The sequence below is a fragment of the Plantactinospora solaniradicis genome, from assembly GCF_042658085.1.
GTDB classification, from domain to species: domain Bacteria; phylum Actinomycetota; class Actinomycetes; order Mycobacteriales; family Micromonosporaceae; genus Plantactinospora; species Plantactinospora solaniradicis.
The window spans coordinates 134,796-159,341 of the sequence record NZ_JBHSPR010000053.1; the positions used below are offsets into that span (position 1 = coordinate 134,796).

Here is a 24,546-nt window from a genome sequence, read left to right on the forward strand (position 1 = left end):
GAGCGAGGGGACACCATGACGGACGCTGTCGTCTCCGTGGAGCACGGGGTGGTCGCCTACGACGACCGGCCCGTGCTCCGGGACGTCTCACTGCGGGTGACGACCGGTGAGGTGGTCGCCGTACTGGGCGCGAACGGGTCCGGCAAGTCGACCCTGATCCGGGCCATCCTCGGCCTGGTGCCCCTCTCGGCCGGCACCGTCACGCTGTTCGGCACCCCGCAGCGCCGGTTCCGGCAGTGGTCCCGGATCGGGTACGTGCCGCAGCGGATCGGCGCCGGCAGCGGCGTACCGGCCACCGTCGCCGAAGTGGTCGCCTCCGGCCGGCTGGCCCGACGGGGCGTACTGCGCCCACCGGGCAGCGCCGACCGGACGGCGGTGGCCGAGGCGCTACGCGCGGTCGGGCTCGCGGACCGGGCCGGTGATCCGGTGGCCACTCTCTCCGGGGGCCAGCAGCAGCGCACCCTGATCGCGCGGGCGCTGGCCGGCCAGCCGGAGCTGCTGATCCTGGACGAGCCGACCGCCGGGGTCGACTCGGCCAGCCAGGACGCGTTCGCCGAGGCACTGCGCGGGTTCGTCGCCGCTGGCGGAACGGTGCTGCTGGTCGCCCACGAACTCGGCCCACTCTCCGCACTGATCACCCGTGCGGTGGTCGTACACCACGGGGAGATCGCGCACGACGGCGCGGTACCGGAGCCGGCCGGTCACCACGCCGCCCCCGGACACGAACACGTCCACCCGCACGCGCCCGAGGAGTCGGTCGGGATGTGGGGCGGATGAACAAGCGCAGCGAGGAGGGGTCATGAGCGAGCGCAGCGAGGAGGGGTCATGAGCGAGCGCAGCGAGGAGGGGTCATGAGCGAGCGCAGCGAGCGAATCAGCCGGCTCAGTCGTCAAGCTCACGACGCCGACGAGCGCAGCGAGGAGGGGTCGTGAGCCTTTTCCAGTACGACTTCATGATCCGGGCCCTGATCGGCGCCCTGGTGATCGGGCTGACCGCGCCGGCGCTCGGCATCTACCTCGTGCAGCGGCGGATGTCGCTGATCGGCGACGGGATCGGGCACGTCGCGCTGACCGGCGTCGGGGTCGGCCTGCTGCTCAACCGGTCCCCGGTGCTCATGGCGGTGATCGTCGCGGCGGTCGCCGCCGTCGCCATCGAGCTGATCCGGGAACGCGGTCGCACCTCCGGCGACGTCGCGCTGGCGATGCTCTTCTACGGCGGGATCGCCGGTGGGGTGATGCTGGTCGGGCTCTCCGGCAGCCGCAGCAACGCCAACCTGATGGCGTACCTCTTCGGCTCGCTGACCACCACGTCGCCGCAGGATCTCGTGGTGATCGTGGTACTCGCGGTGGTGGTGCTGGCCACGATGATCACGCTGCGACCGGCACTCTTCGCGATCTCCCACGACGAGGAGTACGCCCGGGTCTCCGGCCTGCCGGTCCGGGCGCTCAACCTGCTGCTCGCGGTCACCACGGCGGTGACCGTGACCATCGCGATGCGCGCGGTCGGATTGCTGCTGATCAGCGCCCTGATGGTGGTGCCGGTGGCCACCGCGCAACTCTTCACCCGGGGCTTCCTCGGCACCATGCTGTCCGCGATGGGGCTCGGCCTGCTGGCCTCCGGCTCCGGGGTGTGGCTGGCCGGCACCGCCAACACGGCGCTCGGGGCCACCATCGTGATCCTGGCGATCGGGCTGTTCCTGGTGGTCGCCGTCGGGGTGTCGCTGCGTCGGGCACTGGGCCGGCGGAGAGCCGTACCGAAATCGGCTCCCCAGGTGGAGCCGTGCGACGTGGTGCTGGAATCCGCCCGGCGGGCGGCGCCGCACCCGGTCGCGACCCGGCCTACCGGCGCGTCGGCGGACCGGGCCCGGCCGGACGAGCCGCCGGTGGACCGCGACCCGGCCGAGCCGCTGCCGACGGGACCCGGCGGAGCCGCTCCGGGTGCGGGGCCGGCGCGGCCGGTCGGTGTGCTGCGGGAAGGCTGACGCGACGGGGGACTTGACCTTGCGATCACCGACCGCCGGGCAGTACGCGGTTAACATTGGTTACCGTTACGGGATGACGAGCACGAACGGCTACGAGGCCTTTTCCGGCGCTGGAGAGCTGCTTCGTGCCCTGTCCGCACCGATCCGGCTCGCCATCGTCAGCGAACTCGCCGGCGGCGAGCGATGCGTACACGAACTGGTCGAGCAGCTCGGCGCGCCGCAGCCGCTGGTCTCGCAACACCTGCGGGTACTCCGCGGCGCGGGCGTGGTCCGGGGCTCCCGACGCGGTCGGGAAATCGCCTACGCCTTGGTCGACGAGCACATCGCGCATATCGTGGCGGACGCGGTCAGCCACTCAGGAGAGGCCACATGACGCGCCCCCCGGGACAGGCATCAGGCGCGACGCAGCGGGAGGGTGACATGACGACGGCAGACAGCGGAACGGCCCTGCGCAACACCCGCCAGCGGACCGCCGTGAGCGCGTTGCTCGCCGAGGTGGAAGGCTTCCACAGCGCCCAGGACCTGCACGCGATGCTGCGGAGCCGGGGCGAACGGGTCGGGCTGACCACCGTCTACCGCACCCTTCAGGGGCTGGCCGACGCGGGCGAGATCGACGTGATGCGTCCGCCGGGCGGTGAGCACCTCTACCGCCGATGCAGCGAGGGACACCACCACCACCTGGTCTGCCGGGCCTGTGGCCGTACGGTCGAGGTGGAGGGGCCGGCGGTGGAGAGCTGGGCCGAGCGGGTCGCCGCCAAACACGGGTTCGCCGACGTCAGCCACACCCTGGAAATCTTCGGCACCTGCCCGGACTGCGCCCGCCGCTGAGCCGGATCCGCCGCCGAACCGCGCCGGCCGGTGAGTTCCGCCGCGTCAAAGCCCTGCTCAGCCTGCACCGAAGCAGACGAAGGCCGCCGCTGTGGCCTGCGCGGACCCGTCGTCGGAGGCGGCGAACCCCCGCTGGGCGGCGGCGAGCGCGGCCGCCGGCCGGGCGCCGGCATCCATCCGTCGGTGCAGGTCCAGCATCAGCTCGGTGGTCAGGTCCGCCGGCACCGGCAGCACGCTGGCGATCAGGCTGCTGGCACCGAGGGCCAGCAGCACCGAGGTGAACCCCATCACCTCGTCGCCGGGGCGTACGCCGGACAACCCCGAGTCGCAGGCGGAGAGCACGACACAGCCGGGCGGTCGGGGCAGCCGCTCCAACTCGTACGCGGTCAGCGGTCCGTCGGCGAGCTCCAGCGTGGAGAAGAGCGGGTTGTCCGCCCGGAATCTCCCGTGTGCAGCGATGTGTGCGAGCCGGGCCCCGTTCAGCGCGGTCGTCACCGCCTCGGCGGTCGCGCCGTCGACGGCGAGCAGGCGCGCACCGGGCAGCACCCGGCTGAGCAGACGTACCTCGGTGTCGGCAGCAGGCAGGCGCGGGCCGGCGGCCAGCAGCGGCGGTCCGTCCGGCACCGCCCGGTGCGTGGCGCGCAGCCACGCCGTCGCCGACGGAGCCACCGTCACGGGACGTCCCGCGCAGGTCGGCAGTCCCGCCCACGGTACGGCGTGCAACGCTCCGATCGGCACCATCACCAGGGGACGATCGGCCAGACGTGCTCGCAACGGTCCGAACAGCTGCCGGTCCAGGGCCGCCGCGGCGTGCGCGACCCCGGCCCGCGCGTCGGGGGTGTCCCCGGTGACGACCAGCCGGCGCAGGCCGAACCGGTGCAGCCGGGCCGCGTGCAGCGCCGCCGGGAGCGGGCCGAGGTCGTGCAGGGTCGCCCGACCGTCCCGGACCAGCACCGCCCGGAGCCGCTCGCCGTGGGCCACGAGTTCCACCAGTACGGCCCGGCCCAGCCGCTGGCCGAGGGTACGGACACCCGGTGGCGCCAGCAGCCCGCCGCCGCCGTCCACGCCTCGGGCCAGCTCCCGGATGTGCCGTTCGAGCCAGGTCTGGCGACGACGCAGCGCGTGCACCGGCCGACCCGCGAGCAGCGCCTCCTCCAGCGCGCCGCTGACCATGCGCAGCTCGGCAAGGGCGGCGGCGAGTCCGGCGTCCTGCGGCGGGAGCACGGCGCGCATCCGGAGCGCATTGGCCCGCCACCGTTCGGTCCAGGCCAACACCTGGGCGGGCGTTCCGGAGCTGATCGCGAGGTCCAGCCCTTCGGCCGCCAACTCCTGTCCGTGGGCGCCACTGTGCGCGCGCAGTTCCGTGGCGCCCAGCGCGGCCCGGTGGCCGTCGAGCACCGCCAATCCGCGCCGCAGCGCGCGGGCGCCGCCCCGCTGGTCCCCGCCGAGCCGCCGCGACAGCGCGAGCGCGAACCAGCCCTGCGCCCGCCGCGACGCCGTGCCACGCCGGCGGGCCCGGGCGGCGACCTCCAGCAGTGCGACCGCCCGACCGGTACGGCCCAGCGCGGTGGCCAGCCGGGCGGCCTCGATCCGGGTGGTCAGGGCCGGGTCCGGCCATCCGGTGGCGTCGAGCTGGTCGGCGGTACGCACCATCGCGGCCAGCAGCGCCGCCGAGCGGCTCCCGCGTCGGAACTCCGCGCGCAACTCGACGTGCCGGGCGAAGGCGGCCCAGGTGCGGCGCCCCTGGCGGCGGAACCGGGCCCGCGCCGCGGCGGCCGCCTCGGTGGCGGTGTCCAGGTCACCGGCGAGCAGCGCGGCCCGGGCTCGGGCGAGCAGCGCCTCGGCGAGGTCGGAGGCCATCCCACGGCGCCGCAGTTCCCGTACGGCGATGCTGGCCACCTCGACCGCCTCGTCCAGCAGTGGCACGGAGAGCAGCAGTTCGAACCGGTCGAGCAGCAGCGCCGGTCGGGGCACCTTGAGCCGGCCGTACTCCCTCTCGACGGCGGCGAAGCGGCGCAGCGCCCCCGGTACGTCGCCACCGTGGCTCGCCGCGATGCCGATGTTCCACCGCGCGTCGGCGGCGGCCAGGTCGAGACCGAGCTGTTGGAAGATGGCGGCGGCCGGGCCGAGGTCGTCGTCGACGCCCAGGCTCGCGCCCCGGTGCGCGTTGAGCAGCCCTCGGTTGTTCCGGGCGCGTGCCTCCAGAAGCAGGTCGCCCTCGCGTTGGGCGATGTCCACCGCGATCCCGTACTCCCGGACCGCCTCGTCGAACTGGCCGCGGTAGTGCAACACCACGCCCCGCTGCATCCGGGCCCGCCCGGCGTCGGCGCCGGTCAGCCGGGGCAACGCCGAGGTGACCGCGGCCAGCGCCGCAGCGGTACGTCCGGCGTTGGCGAGCACGTAGCCGAGGCTCATCTCCGCGAGCGCCGCCACCCGGGGTGACTCGGCGGCCCGCAGCGCGCGACGCAGGTGCCGCAGGGCACCCGGCAGGTCGTTGAGTTCCCGCAGGGCCAACCCGATGGCCCGCTCGGCGGTGGAGCGCTCATCCGGGTCGGGATGCCCGGTGGTCAGCACCCGTCGCCCGAGCATGATTGCCTCGCGCGGATAGCGCTGAACGGCGTCGAGGGCGGTCTGGGCCGTGGGAGCAGCGGGACCGGCGCTCTCGCCCATGGCAGACAGGGTCCCCGATAAATGACCTCGGGTCAATCTTCGCGGGTCTCGCGGAACGGGGCGATTTCCGGCCGACGTGTCGGATACTAATTATTGACAATCGACTATCCGAGGAAAAGAATCGGCGTCACCAGGGAATGTTCGAGAGTCGACTGCTGCCGTCGACCACACTTCTCCCGACCATTTGGAGGACCGGTGCCGTCTGACCCTCCCGTCGCGCCGCGCCCGATCGGTCGGTTGTCTCGTCGACGTCTCATGGCGTTGTCCGTGCTGGCCGCCACGGCACCGTTGGGCGCCGGACTGCGGGCGGCGCCCGCCGCCGCCGACAAAGACGACGACAGCGCGTACCAGCAGGCATTTCAGCAGGCGGTGGCGGCCGACCGCAACGTCCGCCGCCACGAGGTGCCGGGTCGGGAGTTCCTCTACCGCCCCCGGCAGTTGCTGGTGGCGAACGCGGACACCGAACGGGTGACGGCCAGGCTGTCGAGCCTCGGGTACCAGGTCACCCGGGGTGGTGAGTTCGCCGGTGTCACCCGGCTGCGCTTCGACCGGGAAACCGACGTGCCGTCCGTCGTGACGAAACTGCGTGACCCGCGGCAGTGGCCGAACCAGCCGGTCCCCGGGGTGCAACCGCATCACGTGCTGGTGGGCTACGGCAACATCATGGGCAACCCGGGAGGCCCGCCGCAGGCCGCCGCCGCGCTGCCCGAGCCGGATCCGGCACACGGCGGCGACGGCGCCGGGGTGACGGTGGGAATCTGCGACACCGGGGTCTGGCGGCTGGCCGCCACCCGTCATCCACAGTGGCTCGGCGGCAGCTACCTGCCGCAGGCCGACGACGAGGACCCGCTGTACCTGTACACCGACGTGCTCGGCCTACAGGGCGGGCACGGCACCTTCGTCGCCGGAGTGGTCCGGCAGGCCGCGCCGGGTGTGCGGTTCGACCCGGAGCAGGCGCTGGACCCCACCGGCCTCGGTGACGAGGAGATGCTGGTGGCCGCGCTGGCCGGGCTCGGCCCGGAGGTGTCGGTCGTCAACCTGTCACTGGGCTGTGTCACCCAGGACGACCTGCCGCCACTGCCGCTGGTCAACATCCTGGCCGGCCAACCGCAGGGCCGCGTCGTCGTGGCGGCCGCCGGCAACACCGGCGCCAACCGGCCGACCTGGCCGGCGGCGCTGGCGGACGTACTGGCGGTGGCGGCGGTCAGCCGAGGTGGGACCGGCATCACGCCCGCGTCGTACAGCGGCTTCGGGTCCTGGGTGAACGCGTGCGCCGTCGGCGAGCGGACCAGCACGTACGTCGACGGTCGGCTGCTGCTGCCCGGACGGCCCGCCCGGCTGTTCTCCGGGTTCGCCGACTGGGCCGGCACCTCCTTCGCGGCAGCGCACGTCTCGGGCCGGCTGGCCGCCCTGATGAGCGCCGGCGGGCTCGACGCCGAACAGGCCCGACTGGTGCTGCTCGGCAACCCCCAGTGGCACCCCGACTACGGCGTACTCGTTGACTGACAATCCCGACGACGGCCCGGCCGAGGGCGTCCGGACAGCGGACCCGACCCTGGTCGGGCTGGTGTCCGCCGCCGCGAACGGTGACGAACTGGCCTGGGCCGAGTTGGTCCGCCGATACACCCCGCTGGTGCTGTCGGTGATCCGGGCGCATCGGCTGAACCGGACCGACGCGGCGGACGTGAACCAGACCGTCTGGCTGCGCCTGGTGGAGCACCTGGGCCGGGTACGCGAGCCGGCGGCGCTGGCGAGTTGGCTGACCACCACCACCCGACGGGAGTGCTACCGGCTGCTCCGCGTCGGGCGGCGTATCCAGCCGTTCGATCCGTACGACGACGCCGCCCCGGGGCCGATCGGTGTCTTCCTGCTGGCGGACTCCACCGCGCCGGACGAGGACCTGCTCCGGACGGAACGCCAGCAGGCGCTGCGGGACGCACTCGGTCAGCTTCCGGCACGCTGCCGGGACCTGCTGTCCCTGCTGGTCGCCGATCCCCCGAGCAGCTACCGGCAGATCGCGGAGCGGCTGGGCATGCCGATCGGCAGCATCGGCCCCTCGCAGGCCCGGTGTCTGCGCAAGCTGCGGAACTGTCCCGCGCTGGCTCCGTTCGTCGGGGAGCCCCCGGGCGCGCACGGGAGCGGAGGTGAGCACGATGGAGCCGTGGCCGCCGGTCGATGACAACGTCCTGCTGAGCGAGCTGGGCGAGGCCCTGCGCGCCGTGGGACCGCCACCCGAGGAGTTCCTGACCGCCGCCTACGCGGCGTTCGCCTGGCGGACCGTGGACTCCGAGCTGGCCATCGCGGAGCTGACCTTCGACTCGGCGTGTGACGCCGAGCCCGCCGGGCTCACCCGGTCCGCCGGCTCCACCCGTACTCTCGCGTTCCATGCCGGCCCGGTCGTCGTCGCGATCGAGGTGACCGGGAACGGCATCGTGGGCCAGCTCTCGCCGGCCCGGGGTGGCCGGGTCGTCGCCCGCACCGGACACGGCCCGTACGAGGAGGTGCCGGTGGATCCGGTCGGCTTCTTCTCGCTGGGTCCGCCCCCGTCCGGTCCGGTCCAGCTGCACGCGCGGACTCCGGAGTACGCGGTGGCGACCGACTGGGTCTCGCTCCGGTAGAGCGGTCCGCCGCTACCTGAGCTGCCGCACCGGCCGACCGGCATCCTCGACCGGGCGCCGAACCGACCCGGGTGGTCGGTACCTCCTCCTCGGGAGGCGCGAACCGCGTCCCCGCACGCCCGGAAACACGCGGCCGTACAGGAGGACGACCGGGGCCTCGTTGATACAAATAGTCGTGCATTTTATCCATTCGCATTACACCGCATTCGAGAATAACCCCCTCCCTGGCAAATGCGGGCACGCACGGCAATCAAATTTTTCGCCTGTTCCATTGTCTCCAGTCATTGACATACAGTTCTTTCGCCGGCCTCAGCGAGAGCGCTCCTCGCCATTCACCGTCCCCAGTACCCGAGGAGAAGAACCTGCCATGACCTCCACTGCTGGTCCACGCCTGCAACGAGCCGTCATACTGCTGTTCGGCGCGATACTGGCGACCCTGATGACGGTTTCCACCAGTGGCGCAGCCCTGGGCGGCGCCACCGGCACCGGGTCGGACACGGGCGCGGCGGTGTCCGAGCGTACCGATGTCTACCTGAAGGACACCGCGTCCGACGTCGGTTACGAGCCGCACGGCGCGATCTATTCGTCCTTCTTCAACAGCCCGGACGTCAAGATCTGCCCCACCGCGATCGAGTGTGCGAGCAGCACGAACCCGGTCGTCGGGTCGACGAGCTACATCTTCGCGAAGCTCCGGAACCCGGGCCCGTACGGGCAGGGCACCAGCAGCGGCACTCTGCGTGCGTACTACACGACCTCGGGTGGCGGGGCGAACTGGCCGGCGCACTGGACCCCGATCGGCGCGAGCAGCCTGGTGGTGGCGCCCGGTGAGACGGTCACCTCCATCGCGTGGCCGAACGTGCCGTCCATCGGCCACTTCTGCCTCCTGCTCCGCTGGGAGTCGGCGACCGATCCGATGAGCTTCGAGGGCACCTCGACGTCCATCAACACGCAGTACAACAACAACCTCGTCTGGAAGAACGCCAACACCGTTCCGGCCACGTCGGGTGGATCGCCCACGGTCCGGCCGTACGCACTGGCGAACGCGCTTCGGGAGCCGGCCAACTTCGACCTCGTGTTCCGGCCGGTGGAGCAGGAAGTACCGGGGGTGCGGATCGTGGTCGACCTCGGCCCGGAGCTGTTCGAGCGGTGGGTGAAGGCGGGCCGAGCAGGTGACGGCGTCAAGGTGATCGGCCGGAACCAGGTCGAGGTCGATCCGAACCGGGCACAGATCAAGGATCTGCTGATCAATCCGGATGAGCGTCCGGTCCTCCAGTTGAGCTTCGCCGCCGGCGAGGCGCTTCAGAAGCCGTACGTGCTCCAGGTGTTGCAGGTCGGGCCGGCCCGCGAAGGCGGCGAGAAGTTCGTGGTGGGCGGGGTGGACTACACCATCGTGCCGGGCCGGGGGTAAGGAGGGGGACGGTGGGCCGGAGGCCGGGAGGGGATCCCCGGCCTCCGGCCCACTCTTGCGCCCCCGCCCGGACCACGCGGACGGATGCCCGTCCCGCAGCCGCTTTCGCGGCCGGCGCCGCTCGTCGGCCCGTGGCACCCTGACCGGCATGCGGATCTACGCCGATCGTCTTCCGACCGCCGCCCGTCAACTCCTCACCGACCTGTTCGTGGTCGCCTGGATCTACCTCTGGATCCGGGCCGCGATGGGGCTGCACGACCTGATCCAGAAACTCGCCGTACCCGGACAGAAACTGGAGGGCGCCGGCAGCGGGCTGGCGGACAATCTCGCCGACGCCGGGGGCAAGCTCGACCAGGTACCGGTGGTCGGGGACGAGTTGACCGCCCCGTTCGACCGGGCCGCCGACGCCGCCCGCGCGATGGCCGACGCCGGCCGGGACCAGCAGGAACTGGTCGGCGACCTGGCGCTCGCCCTCTCCCTTGCCCTGCTGGTCTTTCCCCTGGGACTGGTACTGCTCGGCTGGCTGCCCCTGCGGCTGCGGTGGATGCGCCGGGCCGGTGCCGCCCGGGCACTGCGGGCCGCGCCCGCCGGGCGGGACCTGCTCGCGCTGCGGGCGCTGGCCACCCAACCGCTGCACCGGCTGACCCGGATCGACCCGGATGTCGCGCAGGCGTGGCGGCGCGGCGACGACGCGGCGGTCGAAGCCCTCGCCGCGTTGGAACTGCGGACTCTCGGCCTACGACCCGGTGCCGTACGACGCTGACGAACCCGGTCGAGCCGACCTCGTCGACGCGGTCGGCAGGCGGCGCCCACGTGGTGATCACCGCCTACCCCGAGGTGGGGGCGAGTCCGGGTGCACGAGAATGGGCCGGTGATCGAATTTCCCCGCCGCCCGCTGGGTGCGACCGGCCTGCTGGTCACGCCGGTCTGCATCGGCGGCGGCCCCCTGGGCAGCATGCCGGACCTCTTCGGGTACGACGTCAGCGCCGAACGCGGCACCGAGACCGCGGTAGCCGCGTTCACCGGTCCGTTCAACTTCCTCGACACCGCCGCCGGCTACAGCGACGGGGAGAGTGAGCAGCGGATCGGTGCCGCCCTGGCGCGGATCGGTGGCGTACCGGACGGCTTCGTGCTCGCCACCAAAGTGGACCGGAACTTCGAGACCGGCGACTTCTCCGGCGCGCAGGTCCGCCGGTCGGCCGAGGGCAGCCTCGAACGGCTGGGCCTGGACCGACTGCCCCTGGTCTACCTGCACGATCCGGAAAACATCAGCTTCGAGGAGGGGATGGCGCCGGGCGGGCCGGTCGAGGCGTTGCTGGCCCTGCAACGCGAGGGCGTCATCGGGCAGCTCGGCGTGGCGGGCGGCCCGGTGGACCTGATGGCGCGATACCTGCGTACCGGCGTCTTCACAGCACTGATCACGCACAACCGCTGGACCCTGGTGGACCGGTCGGCCGGGGACCTGCTCGACGAGGCGGTGTCGCTCGGCGTCGGCGTGGTGAACGGGGCGCCGTTCGGCGGCGGCGTACTGGCCAAGGGCCCCGCCACCTTCACCAAGTACGCCTACCGACAGGCCGACGACGAGGTGCTGCGCCGGATCCGGGCGATGGAGGAGGCGTGCGCCGCGCACGACGTACCGCTCGCGGCGGCGGCGCTGCAGTTCTCCACCCGCGACCCCCGGATCACCTCGACCATCGTCGGCGTCTCCCGCCCGGAACGGATCGCCGAGACCGCGCGGCTGGCCACCTGGGACATCCCGGAAGAGTTGTGGGAGACCCTGGCTCCGCTCACCGCTCCGAAGGAGTTCTGGCGCTGGTAAACGAACACACGGTGCCGACGCCGGCTCAGGCCGGTGGGATGCGACGGCGTACGTCCTCGGCGGTCGAGGGGCCGGGCTGCCAGGGGGCCACCCACGGGTGGTCGTCGGCCGGGGTGATCACACCCTGCTCCAGGAACGCGTACCGGCCGGCGAGGATCCGCTTCGCCGCCGACACGTCGACGGAGTCGGTGTTCTCCCACAGGGCCCGGAACAGTGCGGCGATTCGTACCCGGGCCTGCCGGCAGAACAGGTCGGCCAGTTCGACGCCCTCCGGCCGGGTCTGGCGTTCGGCGTGGGCCCGTACGCAGACCGCCGACATCGCGAACAGCTCCGCCCCGATGTCGACGATCCGGCCGAGGAAGCCCTGCTTGCGCTCCAGCTTCCCCTGCCAGCGGGACATCCCCAGGAACGTCGACCGGGCCAGTTTCCGGGAGGACCGTTCGACGTGCCGCAGGTGGCCGGCGAGGGCACCGTACTCGGCGTACCCGCTCGGGTTCTGGCCGCGACCGACCGCGAGCGACGGCAACCACCTCGCGTAGAACGCACCGGCCTTCGCGCCGGCCCGGACCTTGCGGCCCAGTTCGGCCTCCGGGTCGATGATGTCGCCGGCCACCGACAGGTGGGCGTCGACCGCCTCCCGGGCGATGAGCAGGTGCATGATCTCGGTGGAGCCCTCGAAGATCCGGTTGATCCGCAGGTCGCGCAGGATCTGCTCGACGGCCGCCGGCCGCTCGCCCCGGGCGGCCAGTGAGTCGGCCGTCTCGTAGCCGCGCCCGCCCCGGATCTGGATCAGCTCGTCGGCGATCTGCCAGGCCATCTCGCTGGCGTAGAGCTTGACCAGCGCCGCCTCGATCCGGATGTCGTTGGTGTCGTCGTCCGCGAGCAGGCAGCAGAGGTCGAGCATGGTCTCCATGCCGTACGTGGTGGCGGCGATGAAGGCGAGCTTGCTGGCCACCGCCTCGTGCTCGCCGACCGGCCGACCCCACTGGACCCGGTCGGCGGCCCACCCCCGGGCCACGTTCAGCGACCACTTGCCGGCGCCGACACACATCGCCGGCAGCGAGAGCCGTCCGGTGTTCAACGTGGTCAGGGCGATCTTCAGCCCGCGTCCCTCGCCACCGATGACGTTCTCGGCGGGTACGAGCACGTCGGAGAACCGGGTCAGGCTGTTCTCCAGCCCGCGCAGTCCGAGGAAGGCGTTGCGCCGCTCGACGGTGATCCCCGGCGAGTCGGCCTCGACCACGAACGCGGTGATCCCGCCGCGCCGGCCCTCCGCCTTCGGCACCCGGGCCATCACCACCAGCAGGTTCGCCACGCTGCCGTTGGTGGCCCACAGCTTGACCCCGTTGAGCCGGTAGCCGGTGCCGTCGGAGGTCGGTTCGGCGGTGGTGCCCAGCCGGGCCGGGTCGGAGCCGACGTCGGGCTCGGTGAGCAGGAACGCGGAGACCTCACCGGCGGCCAGCCGGGGCAGGAAGCGCTGCTTCTGCTCGTCGGTGCCGAACATCTTCAGCGGCTGCGGCACCCCGATCGACTGGTGTGCCGACAGCAGCGCCCCGATCGACGGGTTGACCGAGCCGGCCAGCGTCAACGCCCGGCAGTAGTGCAGGTTCGACAGGCCGAGGCCGCCGTACTTCTCGTCGATCTTCATCCCGAAGGCGCCGAGCCGGGCGAGCCCCTGGAACACCTCGTCGGGAATGTACGCGTCGCGCTCGATCGCCGCACCGTCCACTTCGGTCCGGACGTACGCCCCGAGCCGGCCGAGGAACTCCTCCGCCCTGGCGGCGCGCTCGGGATCAGCGGTCGGCCACGGGTCGATCAGGTCGAGCCGGAACCGGCCGAGGAAGAGTTCCTTGCCGAAGCTCGGCTTGCCCCACTCGGACTCCCGGGCCGCCTCGGCGACCTGCCGGGCCTCCCGTTCGGTGACCTGACCGGCCTCCTTCGGCAGCGGCCCGACTCCGTCCGACCCACTCGGCCCGGCTCCGTCCGACCCGCCCGCCGCCGGCGTGTTCCGCTCTGTCGTGGTCACGGCAACCTCCTCGGGGGGATGTAAGGAAGGGCCCCCGCTTATCGTTTTCTGTTGTAGAAGGGGCCCTTCCTAACGCTCCTGCGTCCGTGCGGACAACGCTACGCCGATTTGTTACCCGCCGGTAGCACCAAATATGTCTTCGGTCGGTCAGCCGTCTACATGAGATGGGTCCCGTTCCACGAGGGTCCTGGAGTTCGCCACGGATGTCGCCAGGGGCTTCACTGTCCGGGCAGGAATCACTACGGTGCGTCCAGGAATCGACCGAGGTAGCTACCGGCGCCGGCGGAACGGTGCCGGGGCGGCGAGGGGGGATGGTGGACGAACAGGATGGCCAGGCTCGCGAGGACCAACAGGGCGAGCGACCGGTCGCGGCCCCGCTGATCGAGTTCATCCGGGCGCATCTCCGCCGGATGCGCGTCGCCGCCGGCCAGTCGCAGGAGCAGTTCGGCCGGCGGATCAACTTCTCCGGTTCCCTGGTGAGCGCGGTGGAGACCGGCACCCGCCCGCTGGACTTCCGCTACCTGGCCCTGGCGGACCGCGAGCTTGACACCGGCGGCCTCTTCGTCGAGTTGCTCCGGGTCGCCACCAGGGACGGTCAGTGGTTCCGCTCGTGGCGGGACGCCGAACGGAACGCCCGCGTGCTGCGGACGTTCGAGCCGAACCTGGTGCCGGGACTGTTGCAGACCGAGGCGTACGCCCGGACGGTGATCGCCGCCGGCAGCCGGCTCACCGAGCAGGAGATCGAGCGCCGGGTCACCGTCCGGCTGGAACGGCAGGCCATCCTCACCCGGGAGATGCCGGTGCAGCTCTTCGCGGTGCTGGACGCCACCGTGCTGGGTCGGCTGATCGGAACCCCGGCGATCATGCGGGAGCAGCTCGACCACCTGATCGCGATGGCCGAGTTGCCAAACGTCGACCTGCTGGTCGTGCCGACGAGATTGATAGCCTGCAAGAGGCGTGGGAATGCGTCCGCAGCGAGGCGTTGCCGCGCTCGCAGTCCCTCGACCTGCTCAAGGAAGCGGTGAAGACATGGACCTGAGCAACGCCCGGTGGCGCACCTCCACCCGCTCCTCCAACGGCGGCGACACCTGCGTCGAGGTGGCCGACAACCTCTCCGACGCCGTACACGTGCGCGACAGCAAGGACCGCCGGGGGCCGATCCTCACCTTCTCCCCCGACGCCTGGCGCGCCTTCGTACACACCGTCGGCACCCACTGAAACCGTTCTCATCGCGCTCCTGGCACGTGAGCTGGCAGGTGAGAGCGGCGTGTCGCTGCTCCGAGTAGGGCGAAGCTCCCGGTAGGACAGCGGTCGACAAGGACGCACTGCCCAGCGCGAAAGCTTCGTTATCGACCTGTCCTGCCCGCGTTCCGTTGTCCACGCGGCCTGAGTCGCCTGACCGACCTGGTCCACATCCTCCGGAAGGCGCCGGTTGCGTTCAACGCGACGAGGTCTTCCCCGTCGGTGAACGGTGGGAGTTCGGCCGTTCGGCGGCCATGCAGGTGCACATCATGATCTTTTATCACCCGGCAGATCAGCCGGATCACCGCCCGCTGCCGCAAATACCATTGGCTGCTGCCGCAAATACCATTGGCTGCTGCCGCGAATACCTCTGGCACAACACCTGCCGCATCCAGGAAGATCTCCACGATCCACCGAGCGCTCTATCCGAGCGATAGAAATCCGACAGACCAGCAGGGAGACGGGGGTCGCATTGGCTTGCCTTGTACCGCTACGGTGGGGCTCCGATCTCCACCCCTCTGGTGAACGGTCTCCTCATGATGGACATTGCTGAGCTGGGCGCGAGCGTGGCAAACGTAATGGCTGGGCAACTCCAGGGCTTAGGCAGCCTCGTCGCCGATCAGGCCCGAAGTAACGCCGCCGCTATGATCTACCAGTTTGCGGCAGCCAGGCTTCGCGCCACCCCACTGGGGGCGCGAACGCTCGATGCCCTCGAAGCCGCTCCCGCTGATGCCGACCGGGTGGATCAGCTGGCGCAGACCGTCGGCGACGAGGTGCGCCGCGACCCCGAGTTCGGAAGACAGCTACAGGACCTCCTCGACCAGATGGGCTCGACCACCCAGGGCGCAATCGGACCGGGTGCTACCGCCATCGGGAACATCAATCTCTCTGCTACTGGGCCTCTCAGCAACAAGAACAGCATCCTCGCCGGGGCCGGCGCCATTGTTACCCATGTCAGGTCGACCAGGATCAACACCGGCGGAATTGTCGCAATTATTGTGGCCACGCTATTCTACTTCGGCGGCGCACTCGCCGTCGGGGTGGCTGCCGTGGATGCGGTTATCGAAACTCCCAGCGAGGTCGTCGACTCGTTTCTCGAAGCATCATTTGCGTCTGACATCACTCGGATGAAGTCGTACACGTGTGCAGCCATGCTTGGCGAGTATGACGAGAACGAGATCATGTCCGACCGAGAGGATCTAGCAAGTGCCGAGATTTCCTGGAAGATTGTCGACGAAGTAAGATCGGGCAGTCACGCTACCGTACGCATCGAATTCAGGCTTGAAGGCGAAACGGATGCCGACCGTTCCCCGGAGACGCTGGAGGGGAATTTTGGGCTCGTCAACGAAGACGGCTGGAAGGTTTGCAGTGCGTTTGGCACGGGAGACTGAACCGCTGATTCAAGGCGGGTCGGATGAAACCGGCCTGGCAATCCTGTCCTGGCTCCTCATGCACGGAGCGAACCGGAGGAGCCGGCGAGGGCGTCAGGCGACCGGCCGGGCGACGCCGTTCCAGATCGGCGGGGCGTAGCCGGCCGGCTTGTCGCCGATGCCGAGGCCAGGGCTGACGATCCAGGACTGGTATTCGGGCGTGAACATCGGGTACGGCCCCACCAGCGGCACGGCGCTGGCCTCGTCGAGTCGGCGGCGTGCCTCCGCCGGGATCTCGAAGTCGAGTGCGGCCATGTTGCCCGCCAACTGCTCGGGGCTGCTCGCCCCGATGATCGCCGACCCGACCCCGGGCTGGCTGGCCACCCAGTTGATCGCCACCTGGGCCATGCTCCGGCCCAGTTCGGCTGCCACACCCTCCAGCGCGTCGATCACCCGCCACTCCTGCTCGCCGATCGGCCGCTGGTACCCGCCCGGCGCACCGAGCCGGCCGTCGCCGGACAGGCCGTCGCCGGTCCGCCGGTACTTGCCGGTGAGCAGCCCGCCACCGATCGGGCTCCACGCGGTCAACCCCAACCCCAGAGACTGGGCCATCGGTACGAACTCCGGTTCGACGCCCCGGGCGATCAGCGAGTACGGCAACTGGAGGCTGATCATCGGCGTCCCCGAGTGCGCCTCGGCGAGGCTCTGCGCACGGGCGGCGTACCAGGCGGGGACGTCGGACAGGCCGGCGTACCGGATCTTGCCGGCGCGTACCAGGTCGTCGAAGGTACGTACGACCTCCTCGACGGGGGTGATCCGGTCCCAGGTGTGCAGCAGGTACAGGTCGAGGTAGTCGGTGCCGAGCCGGCGGAGGGTCGCGTCCAGCGCCCGGATGATGTGCTTGCGGCCGTTGCCGCTGGCGTTCGGATCGGCCGGGTCGATGCTGTTGGTGAACTTGCTGGTCAGCACGATCTTGTCCCGAACCCCGGCGGACGCGATCAACCGGCCGAGGATGCGTTCGCTCTCCCCGGCGGTGTAGAAGTCCGCCGTGTCGACGAAGTTGCCGCCCGCCTCCAGGTAGCCCCGGAAGATGGGCTCGGCCTGCTCTTCGGTCTTGCCGTATGCGGCGTGGAAGCCGGCGGTGCCGAAGTTCATCGTGCCCAGGGCCAGCCGGCTCACCCGAAGCCCCGACCGGCCGAGCAGGTAATAGTCGTTCATGAACGCGCTCCTTCGAGGATGCTCGTCGCCCGAGCGTCCGGCCGGCCCGGGAGTGGGCCGCCGGTCCCCAACCCTGCGCCGGAAAAAGTGGACCGGCAAGTCCAAAAACTGGAGTGACGGAGCCCGTAGAATGGACCGGAGAGTCCAAGGGGACGGGACGGCATGGATAGGACGTTGACCCAGAAAGGCGCCGCGACCCGGCAACGAATCATCGAGGGGGCGGCGGCGGAGGTCCGCGAGCGCGGAGTCGCGGCAACCACCCTCGACGACGTACGGGCCCGGACCGGCACCAGCAAGAGCCAGCTCTTCCACTACTTCCCGGACGGCAAGGACGAGCTGCTCCTCGCGGTCGCCCGGTACGAGGCCGACCGGGTGCTCACCGACCAGCAGCCACAGCTCGGCGACCTCACCTCCTGGCCGGCGTGGACGGCCTGGCGGGACCGGGTGGTCGCCCGCTATCTCGGCCAGGGGATGGACTGCCCGCTCAACGGCCTCGTCGCGCACCTCGGCCGCAGCACCCCCGGCGCACAGGCCGTGGTCACCGAGCTGCTCCGCACCTGGCAGGCGGAGATCAGCGCGGGAATCCGACACATGCAGGGAATCGGCGAGGTCGACCCCGGACTCGACGCCGACCAGACGTCAGCCGCCCTGCTCGCAGGCATCCAGGGCGGTGTGGTGGTGATGCTCGCGACCGGCCGGATAACGCATCTTGAGGCCGCGCTCGACGTGGGCATCGACAACCTCCGGGCCAGCCGGCGACTCTCGACGGCATCGGGTCGTTCGTGAACGGCGACAGACGCCGCGACCTCACCGCCGACTGACCGCCCGCCAGCCCTTGCACGCTGGCACCGGATCCGGGTCGTGAACTGTTTCCCTACGGCCTGCGGATAACAGGCGATGATGCCCTGCTCCGCGAAAGGTCGTGCATGAATCGTCTAAGACGGGTCAAGGCTGTCGACGTCAGTACGCTGACGGACGCGGCGGTCATCGAGCGGTCCGTGCGGGATCCCGAGAGCTTCGCGGTGATCTTCGACCGGCATGCGCCGTACATCCATCGCTACCTGGCGCGGCGGCTCGGTGCCGGAGTCGCGGACGACCTGGTCGCCGAGACGTTCCTGGCGGCGTTCCGTCGTCGGGAGCGGTTCGACACCGCCCACCCCGATGCCCGGCCGTGGCTGTACGGGATCGCCACCAACGTCGTCGGTCAGCGCCGGCGCGAGGAAGAGCGCGAATACCGGCTGCGGCAGGCGTACGTCCCGGCGCCGAGCGAGGCGTCGCACGCCGACCGGGTCGCCACGGTGGTGACCGCGCAGTCGCTGCGCCAGGTGTTGCTCGGTGCTCTGGCCGGGCTCTCCACCGGCGACCGCGATGTACTGCTGCTGGTCGCGTGGGAGGAGTTGACCTACGACGAGGTGGCCACGGCGCTGGCGATCCCGGTCGGCACCGTCCGGTCACGACTCAACCGCGCCCGCAAGCTGCTCCGCGCGGAATTGGGCGGCGACTCCACCAGCACGATCGAGGAGGCACTGAGCAATGGATGATCTGCGACTGCTCCAGCAGGTGGGTCAGGAGGTCCCGCTGGCATCCTCCGACCAGTTGGCGCCGGCCCGTGACCGGCTCCTGGCCGCGATGACCGGTACGCCCGTCACGCCCGCTGCGCCCGCGACGATCCGACGCGGGGCCCGCCGCGGCCGGCGGTTCGTCTTCGGCGGAGTGGCGGCGGCGGGTGTCGCGGCGGCGATCGTCTCGGTACTCGTGCTCGCTCCCGACCAGGTCGGCGGTGACGTGCCTGCCGCCCGGGCCGACGCCGGCCAGGTGCTGCGGAACGCGGCGGCTGCGGCGCTCCGGCTGCCCGACACGACCCCTCGCCCGGACCAGTTCATCTACACGCGCAGCCAGGAGGGCCGGGACCTGCGGGAGAGCTGGATGTCGGTGAACGGGACCAGGGACGGCCTGGTGAGAACGACCTCCGCCGACGGCACTGCCGATGCCGTCATTCCCGGCTGCCGGAACGGGCGGGCCGCCGTGGTGAAGGGCGGCCAGGTGCTTCCGGGTCAGACCGAGCCGTGCACACCGGAACCCGGGTACCGCTCCGACCTGCCCACCGACGCGGCGGCGATGGGGGCCTATCTCGCCGAGCATCGCAGCGGCGAGCCGGGTTCGGTGAACTCCGCCGGCAAGGACGTGTACTACTTCGCCGGAGGTTACCTGCGACCGCAGTCGCGGGCCGCGCTGTACGAGGCCGCAGCGACGGTGACGGGTCTACGCGCCGTCGAGAACGTCACGGACGGCGCGGGACGGCCAGGCATCGGAATCGCCTGGCCGTCAACGGGCGGAACAGGCGAGATGGTCCTCGTCTTCGATCCCGAGAGCTACGCCTTCCTCGGCGTCTCGGGAGCGTCGGCGGTACTGGCCCTCGCCGTCGTCGACAAGGTCGGGCAGACCGGCTGACCCCCGTACCCATCGGGCGGGCCGCCACGGGGCGGCCCGCCCGGCTCTCCCGTCGGTCCGCGGCGGACATCCCCCGCCCGATCCCCTGGAGCGGCTCAGGAGTCCGCTGCCGCCGGAGGTACGGCGCGCAGCTCGGTCAGCGCGTACCGGGCCACCCGCTCCACGAGCTTGATCCCGGCCGACTGGCTGGCATGCCGGTCGGAGAGTACGGCGATCAGCCAGTCCCGCCCCGGTTCGGTGATCCGTCCGACGCTGTTGACGAGCCAGCGCCCCTGGTCCGCGTCGATGGTCGTCCAACCGTTCTTGACGTAGCTCGCGGTGCTCTCCGCGCCGGCCGCCGCGGTGATCCCCCACCGCTGGTCCCGGTGCACCTGACGCATGAGGCCGAGCAGGAGATCACGACCGTCGCCGTCCAGCGGACCGGTCGGGCCGATGATCGACGCCAACAGCCGAAGTTGGTCGGCGGCGGTGGTCGTCGTCATCCCCCAGCTTGAGTTCGGCGTCGTCTCCCGTAGCCCGAACGTGCGGTTCGCGGCGGAAAGTCCGGCGCGGTAGCCGATCGTCCGCCACAGGCTGCTCGCCGCGTCGTTGTCGCTGACCACGATCATCGATCGGGCGAGCTGACGCTCGGCCTGGCTGAGTGCGCGCCCCTGTGCCTGCCTCCGCAGCAGCAGCGTCGCGAGGATGTCGACCTTGACGATGCTGGCGGTCTGGAACCGCCGGGCGCCGACGGTGAGTTCCAGGCCCGTCACCCGGTCCCGCACGGCCAATCCGACCCGACCACCGACCCCCTTCAGGTACCTCTCGACGCGCGCCCGCGCGATGGCCTGGTGGTCCGGGGTCGGGCTGGGCCGGGCCGGCGTCGCGGTCGGTCCCGGGACCGGGGTGGCGGCGCTCCCGTCCGCCCACCGCCGGGCCAGCCCGGTGCCGAGCACACCGAGTCCCGCCAGTGTGGTGGCGGCCGAGACGAGAACTTCCCGCCGGCCCAGCCCGCGCCGGCTAGCCAAGGAGATCGCCCAGCTTCGTCGCCGCCGCGTACGCCGCCTGCTCGTCCGTCGGGTCCGGAAAATTCAGCGTCGAGAGCAGGTCCCCACGGCGTACGGTCACGAAGAGCGTGACCCTGTCCGGTGCCCCGGGAGACTCGATCCGTCCTCGGACGAGGAGCGTGTCCTCGGCCGGAAAGTCCGCCTCGACAACGGCGAACGAGAGGGCTCCGCCCAGGACCGGATACTCCGCGCAGGTCCCGACGACCCGCCGCACATCCGTGATCGCCCGCGCCGCCCAGCCGGGCTCGTACGCCTCGACGACGTGCGTCGCGGTCAGGCTCGACTGTGCGTGATGGAAGCGGCGCTGCACCGCGTCCCGTCGGTACCCCTGTGCCGGATAGTCCTCGTTCCGGTACGTCGGGCAGTCGGCCTGCAACCACGGCCAGGGCGGTTCCTCCGGCGGAGTCGGGCCCTCCCGCCATCCTGCCCCGAGCCAGGTGGACGGGAGGAGAGCCGCGTCGAGCGAGCCCGTTCCGGTGGACCCGGTCCGCTGCGCCGGAACCGGCGCTGCCGTCGTACCCTCGGATCCTGGCGCCTGGTCCCGAGCGCATCCGGCGGTCGCAACGGCGACTCCCCACAGCGCCAGCAGCAGAAACGCCGTGACCCGAAGGCGGATGCGCCCCGGCCTGTCTGCCGCTGCCAGCGGCGGCCCTACTCGACTCGTCACGCCCCATACGACACCGCGAGCGGGTGGAGTCGTTGCATGGCGTGGGAATACTCCCTGCTGGGATGGTCGTTCGGTGCCCCCCGGCGGACCGGCTGGGCCACTCGCCGCCCCGGCTCGACCAGGTGCCCTTTCGGGCCCGTCGAGCTGGCGGGCGGATGACTGGCCCAGCCGGTCCCTTCCCCCGGCCCCCCGGGCTATCCCGTAGCGGCCCGCAATCCCCGCTCCGGGTCGGTGTAGTCGGCTTCGGTCGGGGCTGACACCGGTCGGTGCGGAGTGTTGACCGGCTTCGGCTTGCCGACCAGGTATCCCTGGGCGAAGTCCACTCCGTAGTCGCGGAGCAGGTTCATCGTCGCCTCGTCCTCGACGTGCTCGGCGGCGGTACGGATGCCGAGCGCCCGACACATGTCGACGATCGACCGCACGATGGTCCGGTTCGCCGCCGAGTCCTGGATGCCGGAGATGAACTCGCCGCCCACCTTCACCAGGTCCACCGGAAAGTAGGTGAGGAAGGCGAACGGGACGTATCCCGACCCGAAGTCGTCGAGGGCGAGTTGGCAGCCGATCTCCCGGATCCCGTGCGCGAAGTTGTGCGCCTCGGTCAGGTTCGCGATCCGTGCCGTCTCGGTGATCTCGAACGTCAGCTGGCCGGGATCGACGTCGTAGTGCTGGAGACTGCGTTGGACGTGCTCGAGCAGGTGCGGGTCCCCGAGCGACCGGCTGGACAGGTTTACCTGATAGTGCGAGGTGTGCGCGCCCCGCGCGATCAGTTCCATGGTCCGGTCGATGACCCACCTGTCGATCGGCAGCACCTCGTCGATCCGCTCCGCGTCGCCGAGCAGGGTCGACGCCGAGTACGCCTTGCCGCCGTCGTCCACCAACCGGAGCAGGATCTCCTGCCGGGTGATCTGGTTGAGCCTCATGTCCAGGATCGGCTGGGTGTAGAGGGTCAGCCGGTCGTCGGCGAGGTACGCCCGGACCCGGTTCCGGCAGATCTCCCGGCGCTCGTCGGCGGGCGCCGGCTGGTCCAGCGCCACGCACGGAACCCCGGTCTCCCTGGCCCGCCGCCAGGCCGTCTCCGCGTCGACGAGCAGGTCGATCCCCCGGGTCTCGTCCCGGCCCTGGTACCGGACCAGGCCGCCGGCCGCGTCGAGCCGCACTCGGGCCTGGCCGACCAGGAAGGACTGGTTCCGGATACCCGCCACGATGACCTCGGCCAGCGCGGTGGCGGAGTCGAGCGTCGTCCGGTGCATCAGCACACCGAACTCGCCCGAGCCGGTACGGCCGCAGACGTCCGCGCGCCGGGCGGCCCGACGGACGACCGTGGCCACCGCCGAGGCGAGCCGGTCCTGGTCGTCCGTGCCGGTGCCGACCGCCGGAGCCACCGGCTCGACGGCCACCACCAGCAGTACGCCGGATCCGCCCCGCCGCGCGGTGTCGATCTCGTCGGCGAACCGCTGTCGGCTGAGCAGACCCGTGGCCGGGTCACGCCCGGCCAGTTCCGTCTGCACGGTTTCCCGACGCCGCGCCAACCGGACCCGTTCCTGCCGGGCCAACTCGACCTCGGTGATGTCCTGCCCGGTGACGACGATGCCGTACGGGCGGTTGTCCCCGTCGACGACGAACTCGACGTAGCAGTGCACGTACCGGGTGACCCGATCCGGGCGCACCACCCGGTACGTCGTCTCCTTGACCGTGCGCTCCCGCCACGCGGCCTCGACGGTTCGGCGTACCTCGGCGGCGTCGTCGGGATGGATCAGCCGGGTCAGCAGCCGGATCGAGGGTCGGACCGTTCCGGGCGGGTAGCCGAAGATCAGTGACATCTCGTCCGACCAGCTCAGCTCCTCGCTGGCCCGTACCCAGGTGAGGGTGCCGAGCTTGGCGAGCTGGGCCGCCCGGCTGATCCGGGCCGCCTCCTCGACGTCCGCCGCGAGCGGATCCCGTACGTCGATGTCGTCGATCAGGTCCCGGCCCTCGGAGACCGCGCGCTGGTACTCCTGCTGGACCCGGCGGGTGGCCCGTCGGGCCCGGGCCCGCTCCAACTGGCTGAGCGTCTGGTCCGAGGCCAGCGCGAGGATGTCGTCCAGGTTCATCCTCGCCCCCTTCCGGCGGGCGAATCGAATCCCGCCTCCTGCGCGAGTTCCTTCAACCGGCGCCGAGCCTCCTGCCGGTAGGCGCGCACCGTGTTGTAGGCGATCCCGAGCACCTGGGCGATCTCCAGATCGGACCAGCCGTCGAAGGCCATCGTGAAGACCTCCGCCTGACGCGGCGGCAACTGTGGCAACCAGCCCCGTAGCAACTCCCGCGCCTCCGCGGAGTCGGCCGGCTCGGCGAGGCGTTCCGGCGGCACCTCGTCCAGGCCCAGCACCACGTCCTGGCGGTAGCGCCGCCGCAGGACCAGCAGCTTGTACCGCGCGGTCTTGTACATCCAGGCCAGTGGCTTCTCGTAGTCGCGGATCTGTTCCCACTTGTCCCGGGCGGTGATGAAGGCTTCCTGTACGGCATCCTCGACCAGCCCACGGTCCGCGCACTGACTCGACAGAAAGCGCTCGACCTGCACGATGTTCTGCTGACAGAACTCCTCGAAGCTCAGGTCCGGCTCCGCCTGCCCCCGGTCCCCCAACCGGGCGGCCGACTCGGCCCGCGCCATCGCATTGTCCCCACTTCTCATGCCGCCACCTCGCCGCGCTCGGCGTCGTCATGAGTCTGGACCCCGAGCCAGCCGATCCGCTCGCAACGCTCGCTCATGCCGCCCTGCTCCCGTCTGTTCGACGGGATCCGTGCGGTTCCAGCCCACGGAGTTCGACAATGCGGTGTCCGTCGCGGTCCCGCTCGTCGATCCGTACGTCCGCCTGCGCACCGCCGGCAAGCCGGATCAGACCCGTGGTCCGGGCCTGGGTCCGCGCCGACCATTCCCGCTCAGACTGCATCCGCGTCCGGTGTCGGATGTAGCCGCGCAGCAAACCTCCGAGCCCTAATCCCCCGATCAGGCCCACCACGGCCGCTGCCACCGAACTCCCGGTCGACAGCCCCCCCAGCAAATCTGCCATCCTCGCCTCTCGCCATCCGTAGTTACCGTGCCGCGTATAACTCTCCGTCAAGGGCGTCGGCGTAGGGGGCGACCCGCTGAGGCGAAGATGGCAATGATCAAAAAAGCCTTGTCTAGCTGGGCGACTTCAGTCGATCAGACATCGTAGACAAGCCG

21 protein-coding genes and 2 pseudogenes are annotated in these 24,546 nt (G+C 71.1%); 16 read left to right on the top strand and 7 right to left on the bottom strand.

Annotated features, from left to right (window positions below):
• Positions 1-15 precede the first annotated feature (15 nt).
• The 4 genes and pseudogenes from ACFP2T_RS37135 to ACFP2T_RS37150 all read left to right on the top strand — a co-directional run bounded on the left by ACFP2T_RS37135 (position 16) and on the right by ACFP2T_RS37150 (position 2,809).
• Positions 16-777: a metal ABC transporter ATP-binding protein gene (locus tag ACFP2T_RS37135; protein ID WP_377430424.1), complete on the top strand. Its 762-nt coding sequence runs from the start codon at positions 16-18 to the stop codon at positions 775-777.
• A gap of 151 nt (positions 778-928) precedes the next feature.
• Positions 929-1,804: pseudogene (locus ACFP2T_RS37140) on the top strand (metal ABC transporter permease); the annotation flags it as partial.
• A gap of 250 nt (positions 1,805-2,054) precedes the next feature.
• Positions 2,055-2,354 (top strand): ArsR/SmtB family transcription factor, encoded by a 300-nt coding sequence (locus ACFP2T_RS37145; protein ID WP_377430426.1) that lies wholly within the window; start codon positions 2,055-2,057, stop codon positions 2,352-2,354.
• Between the two features lie 47 nt (positions 2,355-2,401).
• Positions 2,402-2,809 carry a Fur family transcriptional regulator gene (locus tag ACFP2T_RS37150; RefSeq protein WP_377430428.1) on the top strand — a complete coding sequence of 136 codons (408 nt, stop codon included), beginning with the start codon at positions 2,402-2,404 and terminating at the stop codon, positions 2,807-2,809.
• Between the two features lie 57 nt (positions 2,810-2,866).
• Here the strand turns inward: ACFP2T_RS37150 and ACFP2T_RS37155 are convergent, their stop codons facing one another.
• The gene (locus ACFP2T_RS37155) at positions 2,867-5,479 is read right to left on the bottom strand and encodes a CHAT domain-containing protein (protein ID WP_377430430.1); all 2,613 of its coding nucleotides are present in this window, start codon (positions 5,477-5,479) and stop codon (positions 2,867-2,869) included.
• A gap of 255 nt (positions 5,480-5,734) precedes the next feature.
• On the opposite strand from ACFP2T_RS37155, the gene ACFP2T_RS37160 reads away from it, so the two are divergent.
• The 6 genes from ACFP2T_RS37160 (at position 5,735) to ACFP2T_RS37185 (ending at position 11,324) form a co-directional block, all read left to right on the top strand.
• Entirely contained in the window at positions 5,735-6,985 is a 1,251-nt protein-coding gene (locus ACFP2T_RS37160; RefSeq protein WP_377430433.1) for a S8 family peptidase, read from the top strand.
• Complete coding sequence (locus ACFP2T_RS37165) at positions 6,978-7,658, top strand: RNA polymerase sigma factor (protein ID WP_377430436.1); 681 nt, start codon at positions 6,978-6,980, stop codon at positions 7,656-7,658. Before ACFP2T_RS37160 ends, ACFP2T_RS37165 begins: the two co-directional genes overlap by 8 nt.
• Positions 7,633-8,097, top strand: coding sequence for a hypothetical protein (locus tag ACFP2T_RS37170; RefSeq protein WP_377430758.1), 465 nt, complete (start codon positions 7,633-7,635; stop codon positions 8,095-8,097). Before ACFP2T_RS37165 ends, ACFP2T_RS37170 begins: the two co-directional genes overlap by 26 nt.
• A gap of 367 nt (positions 8,098-8,464) precedes the next feature.
• Complete coding sequence (locus ACFP2T_RS37175; protein ID WP_377430439.1) at positions 8,465-9,505, top strand: hypothetical protein; 1,041 nt, start codon at positions 8,465-8,467, stop codon at positions 9,503-9,505.
• Between the two features lie 148 nt (positions 9,506-9,653).
• On the top strand, positions 9,654-10,268 hold the full coding sequence (locus ACFP2T_RS37180; RefSeq protein ID WP_377430441.1) for a hypothetical protein: 615 nt from the start codon (positions 9,654-9,656) through the stop codon (positions 10,266-10,268).
• Between the two features lie 108 nt (positions 10,269-10,376).
• Positions 10,377-11,324, top strand: a complete 948-nt coding sequence (locus tag ACFP2T_RS37185; protein WP_377430444.1) for an aldo/keto reductase — start codon at positions 10,377-10,379, stop codon at positions 11,322-11,324.
• A 25-nt stretch (positions 11,325-11,349) separates the two neighbouring features.
• Here ACFP2T_RS37185 and ACFP2T_RS37190 read toward each other — a convergent pair whose 3' ends face one another.
• Positions 11,350-13,350 (bottom strand): acyl-CoA dehydrogenase family protein, encoded by a 2,001-nt coding sequence (locus ACFP2T_RS37190; protein ID WP_377430447.1) that lies wholly within the window; start codon positions 13,348-13,350, stop codon positions 11,350-11,352.
• A gap of 410 nt (positions 13,351-13,760) precedes the next feature.
• Between ACFP2T_RS37190 and ACFP2T_RS37195 the strand changes: the two are divergent.
• From ACFP2T_RS37195 to ACFP2T_RS37205, 3 genes and pseudogenes are all read left to right on the top strand, one after another.
• A pseudogene (locus ACFP2T_RS37195) lies at positions 13,761-14,389 on the top strand (helix-turn-helix domain-containing protein).
• Positions 14,380-14,568, top strand: a complete 189-nt coding sequence (locus ACFP2T_RS37200; protein WP_377430449.1) for a DUF397 domain-containing protein — start codon at positions 14,380-14,382, stop codon at positions 14,566-14,568. The pseudogene ACFP2T_RS37195 and the gene ACFP2T_RS37200 overlap by 10 nt, the downstream one beginning before the upstream one ends.
• Positions 14,569-15,128: 560 nt before the next feature.
• On the top strand, positions 15,129-15,983 hold the full coding sequence (locus ACFP2T_RS37205; protein WP_377430452.1) for an Rv0361 family membrane protein: 855 nt from the start codon (positions 15,129-15,131) through the stop codon (positions 15,981-15,983).
• Between the two features lie 93 nt (positions 15,984-16,076).
• On the opposite strand, the gene ACFP2T_RS37210 is transcribed toward ACFP2T_RS37205, so the two are convergent.
• The gene (locus ACFP2T_RS37210) at positions 16,077-17,180 is read right to left on the bottom strand and encodes an aldo/keto reductase (protein WP_377430454.1); all 1,104 of its coding nucleotides are present in this window, start codon (positions 17,178-17,180) and stop codon (positions 16,077-16,079) included.
• Between the two features lie 174 nt (positions 17,181-17,354).
• Here ACFP2T_RS37210 and ACFP2T_RS37215 point away from each other — a divergent pair, with 174 nt between their 5' ends.
• The 3 genes from ACFP2T_RS37215 (at position 17,355) to ACFP2T_RS37225 (ending at position 19,631) form a co-directional block, all read left to right on the top strand.
• Complete coding sequence (locus ACFP2T_RS37215; protein WP_377430456.1) at positions 17,355-17,966, top strand: TetR/AcrR family transcriptional regulator; 612 nt, start codon at positions 17,355-17,357, stop codon at positions 17,964-17,966.
• 140 nt (positions 17,967-18,106) lie between these two features.
• Positions 18,107-18,721 carry an RNA polymerase sigma factor gene (locus ACFP2T_RS37220; RefSeq protein ID WP_377430459.1) on the top strand — a complete coding sequence of 205 codons (615 nt, stop codon included), beginning with the start codon at positions 18,107-18,109 and terminating at the stop codon, positions 18,719-18,721.
• Positions 18,714-19,631, top strand: coding sequence for a CU044_5270 family protein (locus ACFP2T_RS37225; RefSeq protein WP_377430461.1), 918 nt, complete (start codon positions 18,714-18,716; stop codon positions 19,629-19,631). Before ACFP2T_RS37220 ends, ACFP2T_RS37225 begins: the two co-directional genes overlap by 8 nt.
• Positions 19,632-19,726: 95 nt before the next feature.
• On the opposite strand, the gene ACFP2T_RS37230 is transcribed toward ACFP2T_RS37225, so the two are convergent.
• The 4 genes from ACFP2T_RS37230 to ACFP2T_RS37245 form a co-directional block, all read right to left on the bottom strand.
• Positions 19,727-20,638, bottom strand: coding sequence for a serine hydrolase (locus tag ACFP2T_RS37230; RefSeq protein ID WP_377430464.1), 912 nt, complete (start codon positions 20,636-20,638; stop codon positions 19,727-19,729).
• Complete coding sequence (locus ACFP2T_RS37235) at positions 20,631-21,344, bottom strand: hypothetical protein (protein ID WP_377430466.1); 714 nt, start codon at positions 21,342-21,344, stop codon at positions 20,631-20,633. Before ACFP2T_RS37235 ends, ACFP2T_RS37230 begins: the two co-directional genes overlap by 8 nt.
• A gap of 194 nt (positions 21,345-21,538) precedes the next feature.
• Positions 21,539-23,434: an EAL domain-containing protein gene (locus tag ACFP2T_RS37240; RefSeq protein ID WP_377430469.1), complete on the bottom strand. Its 1,896-nt coding sequence runs from the start codon at positions 23,432-23,434 to the stop codon at positions 21,539-21,541.
• On the bottom strand, positions 23,431-24,012 hold the full coding sequence (locus tag ACFP2T_RS37245) for an RNA polymerase sigma factor (RefSeq protein WP_377430471.1): 582 nt from the start codon (positions 24,010-24,012) through the stop codon (positions 23,431-23,433). The genes ACFP2T_RS37240 and ACFP2T_RS37245 overlap by 4 nt, the downstream gene beginning before the upstream one ends.
• Between the last annotated feature and the right edge of the window lie 534 nt (positions 24,013-24,546).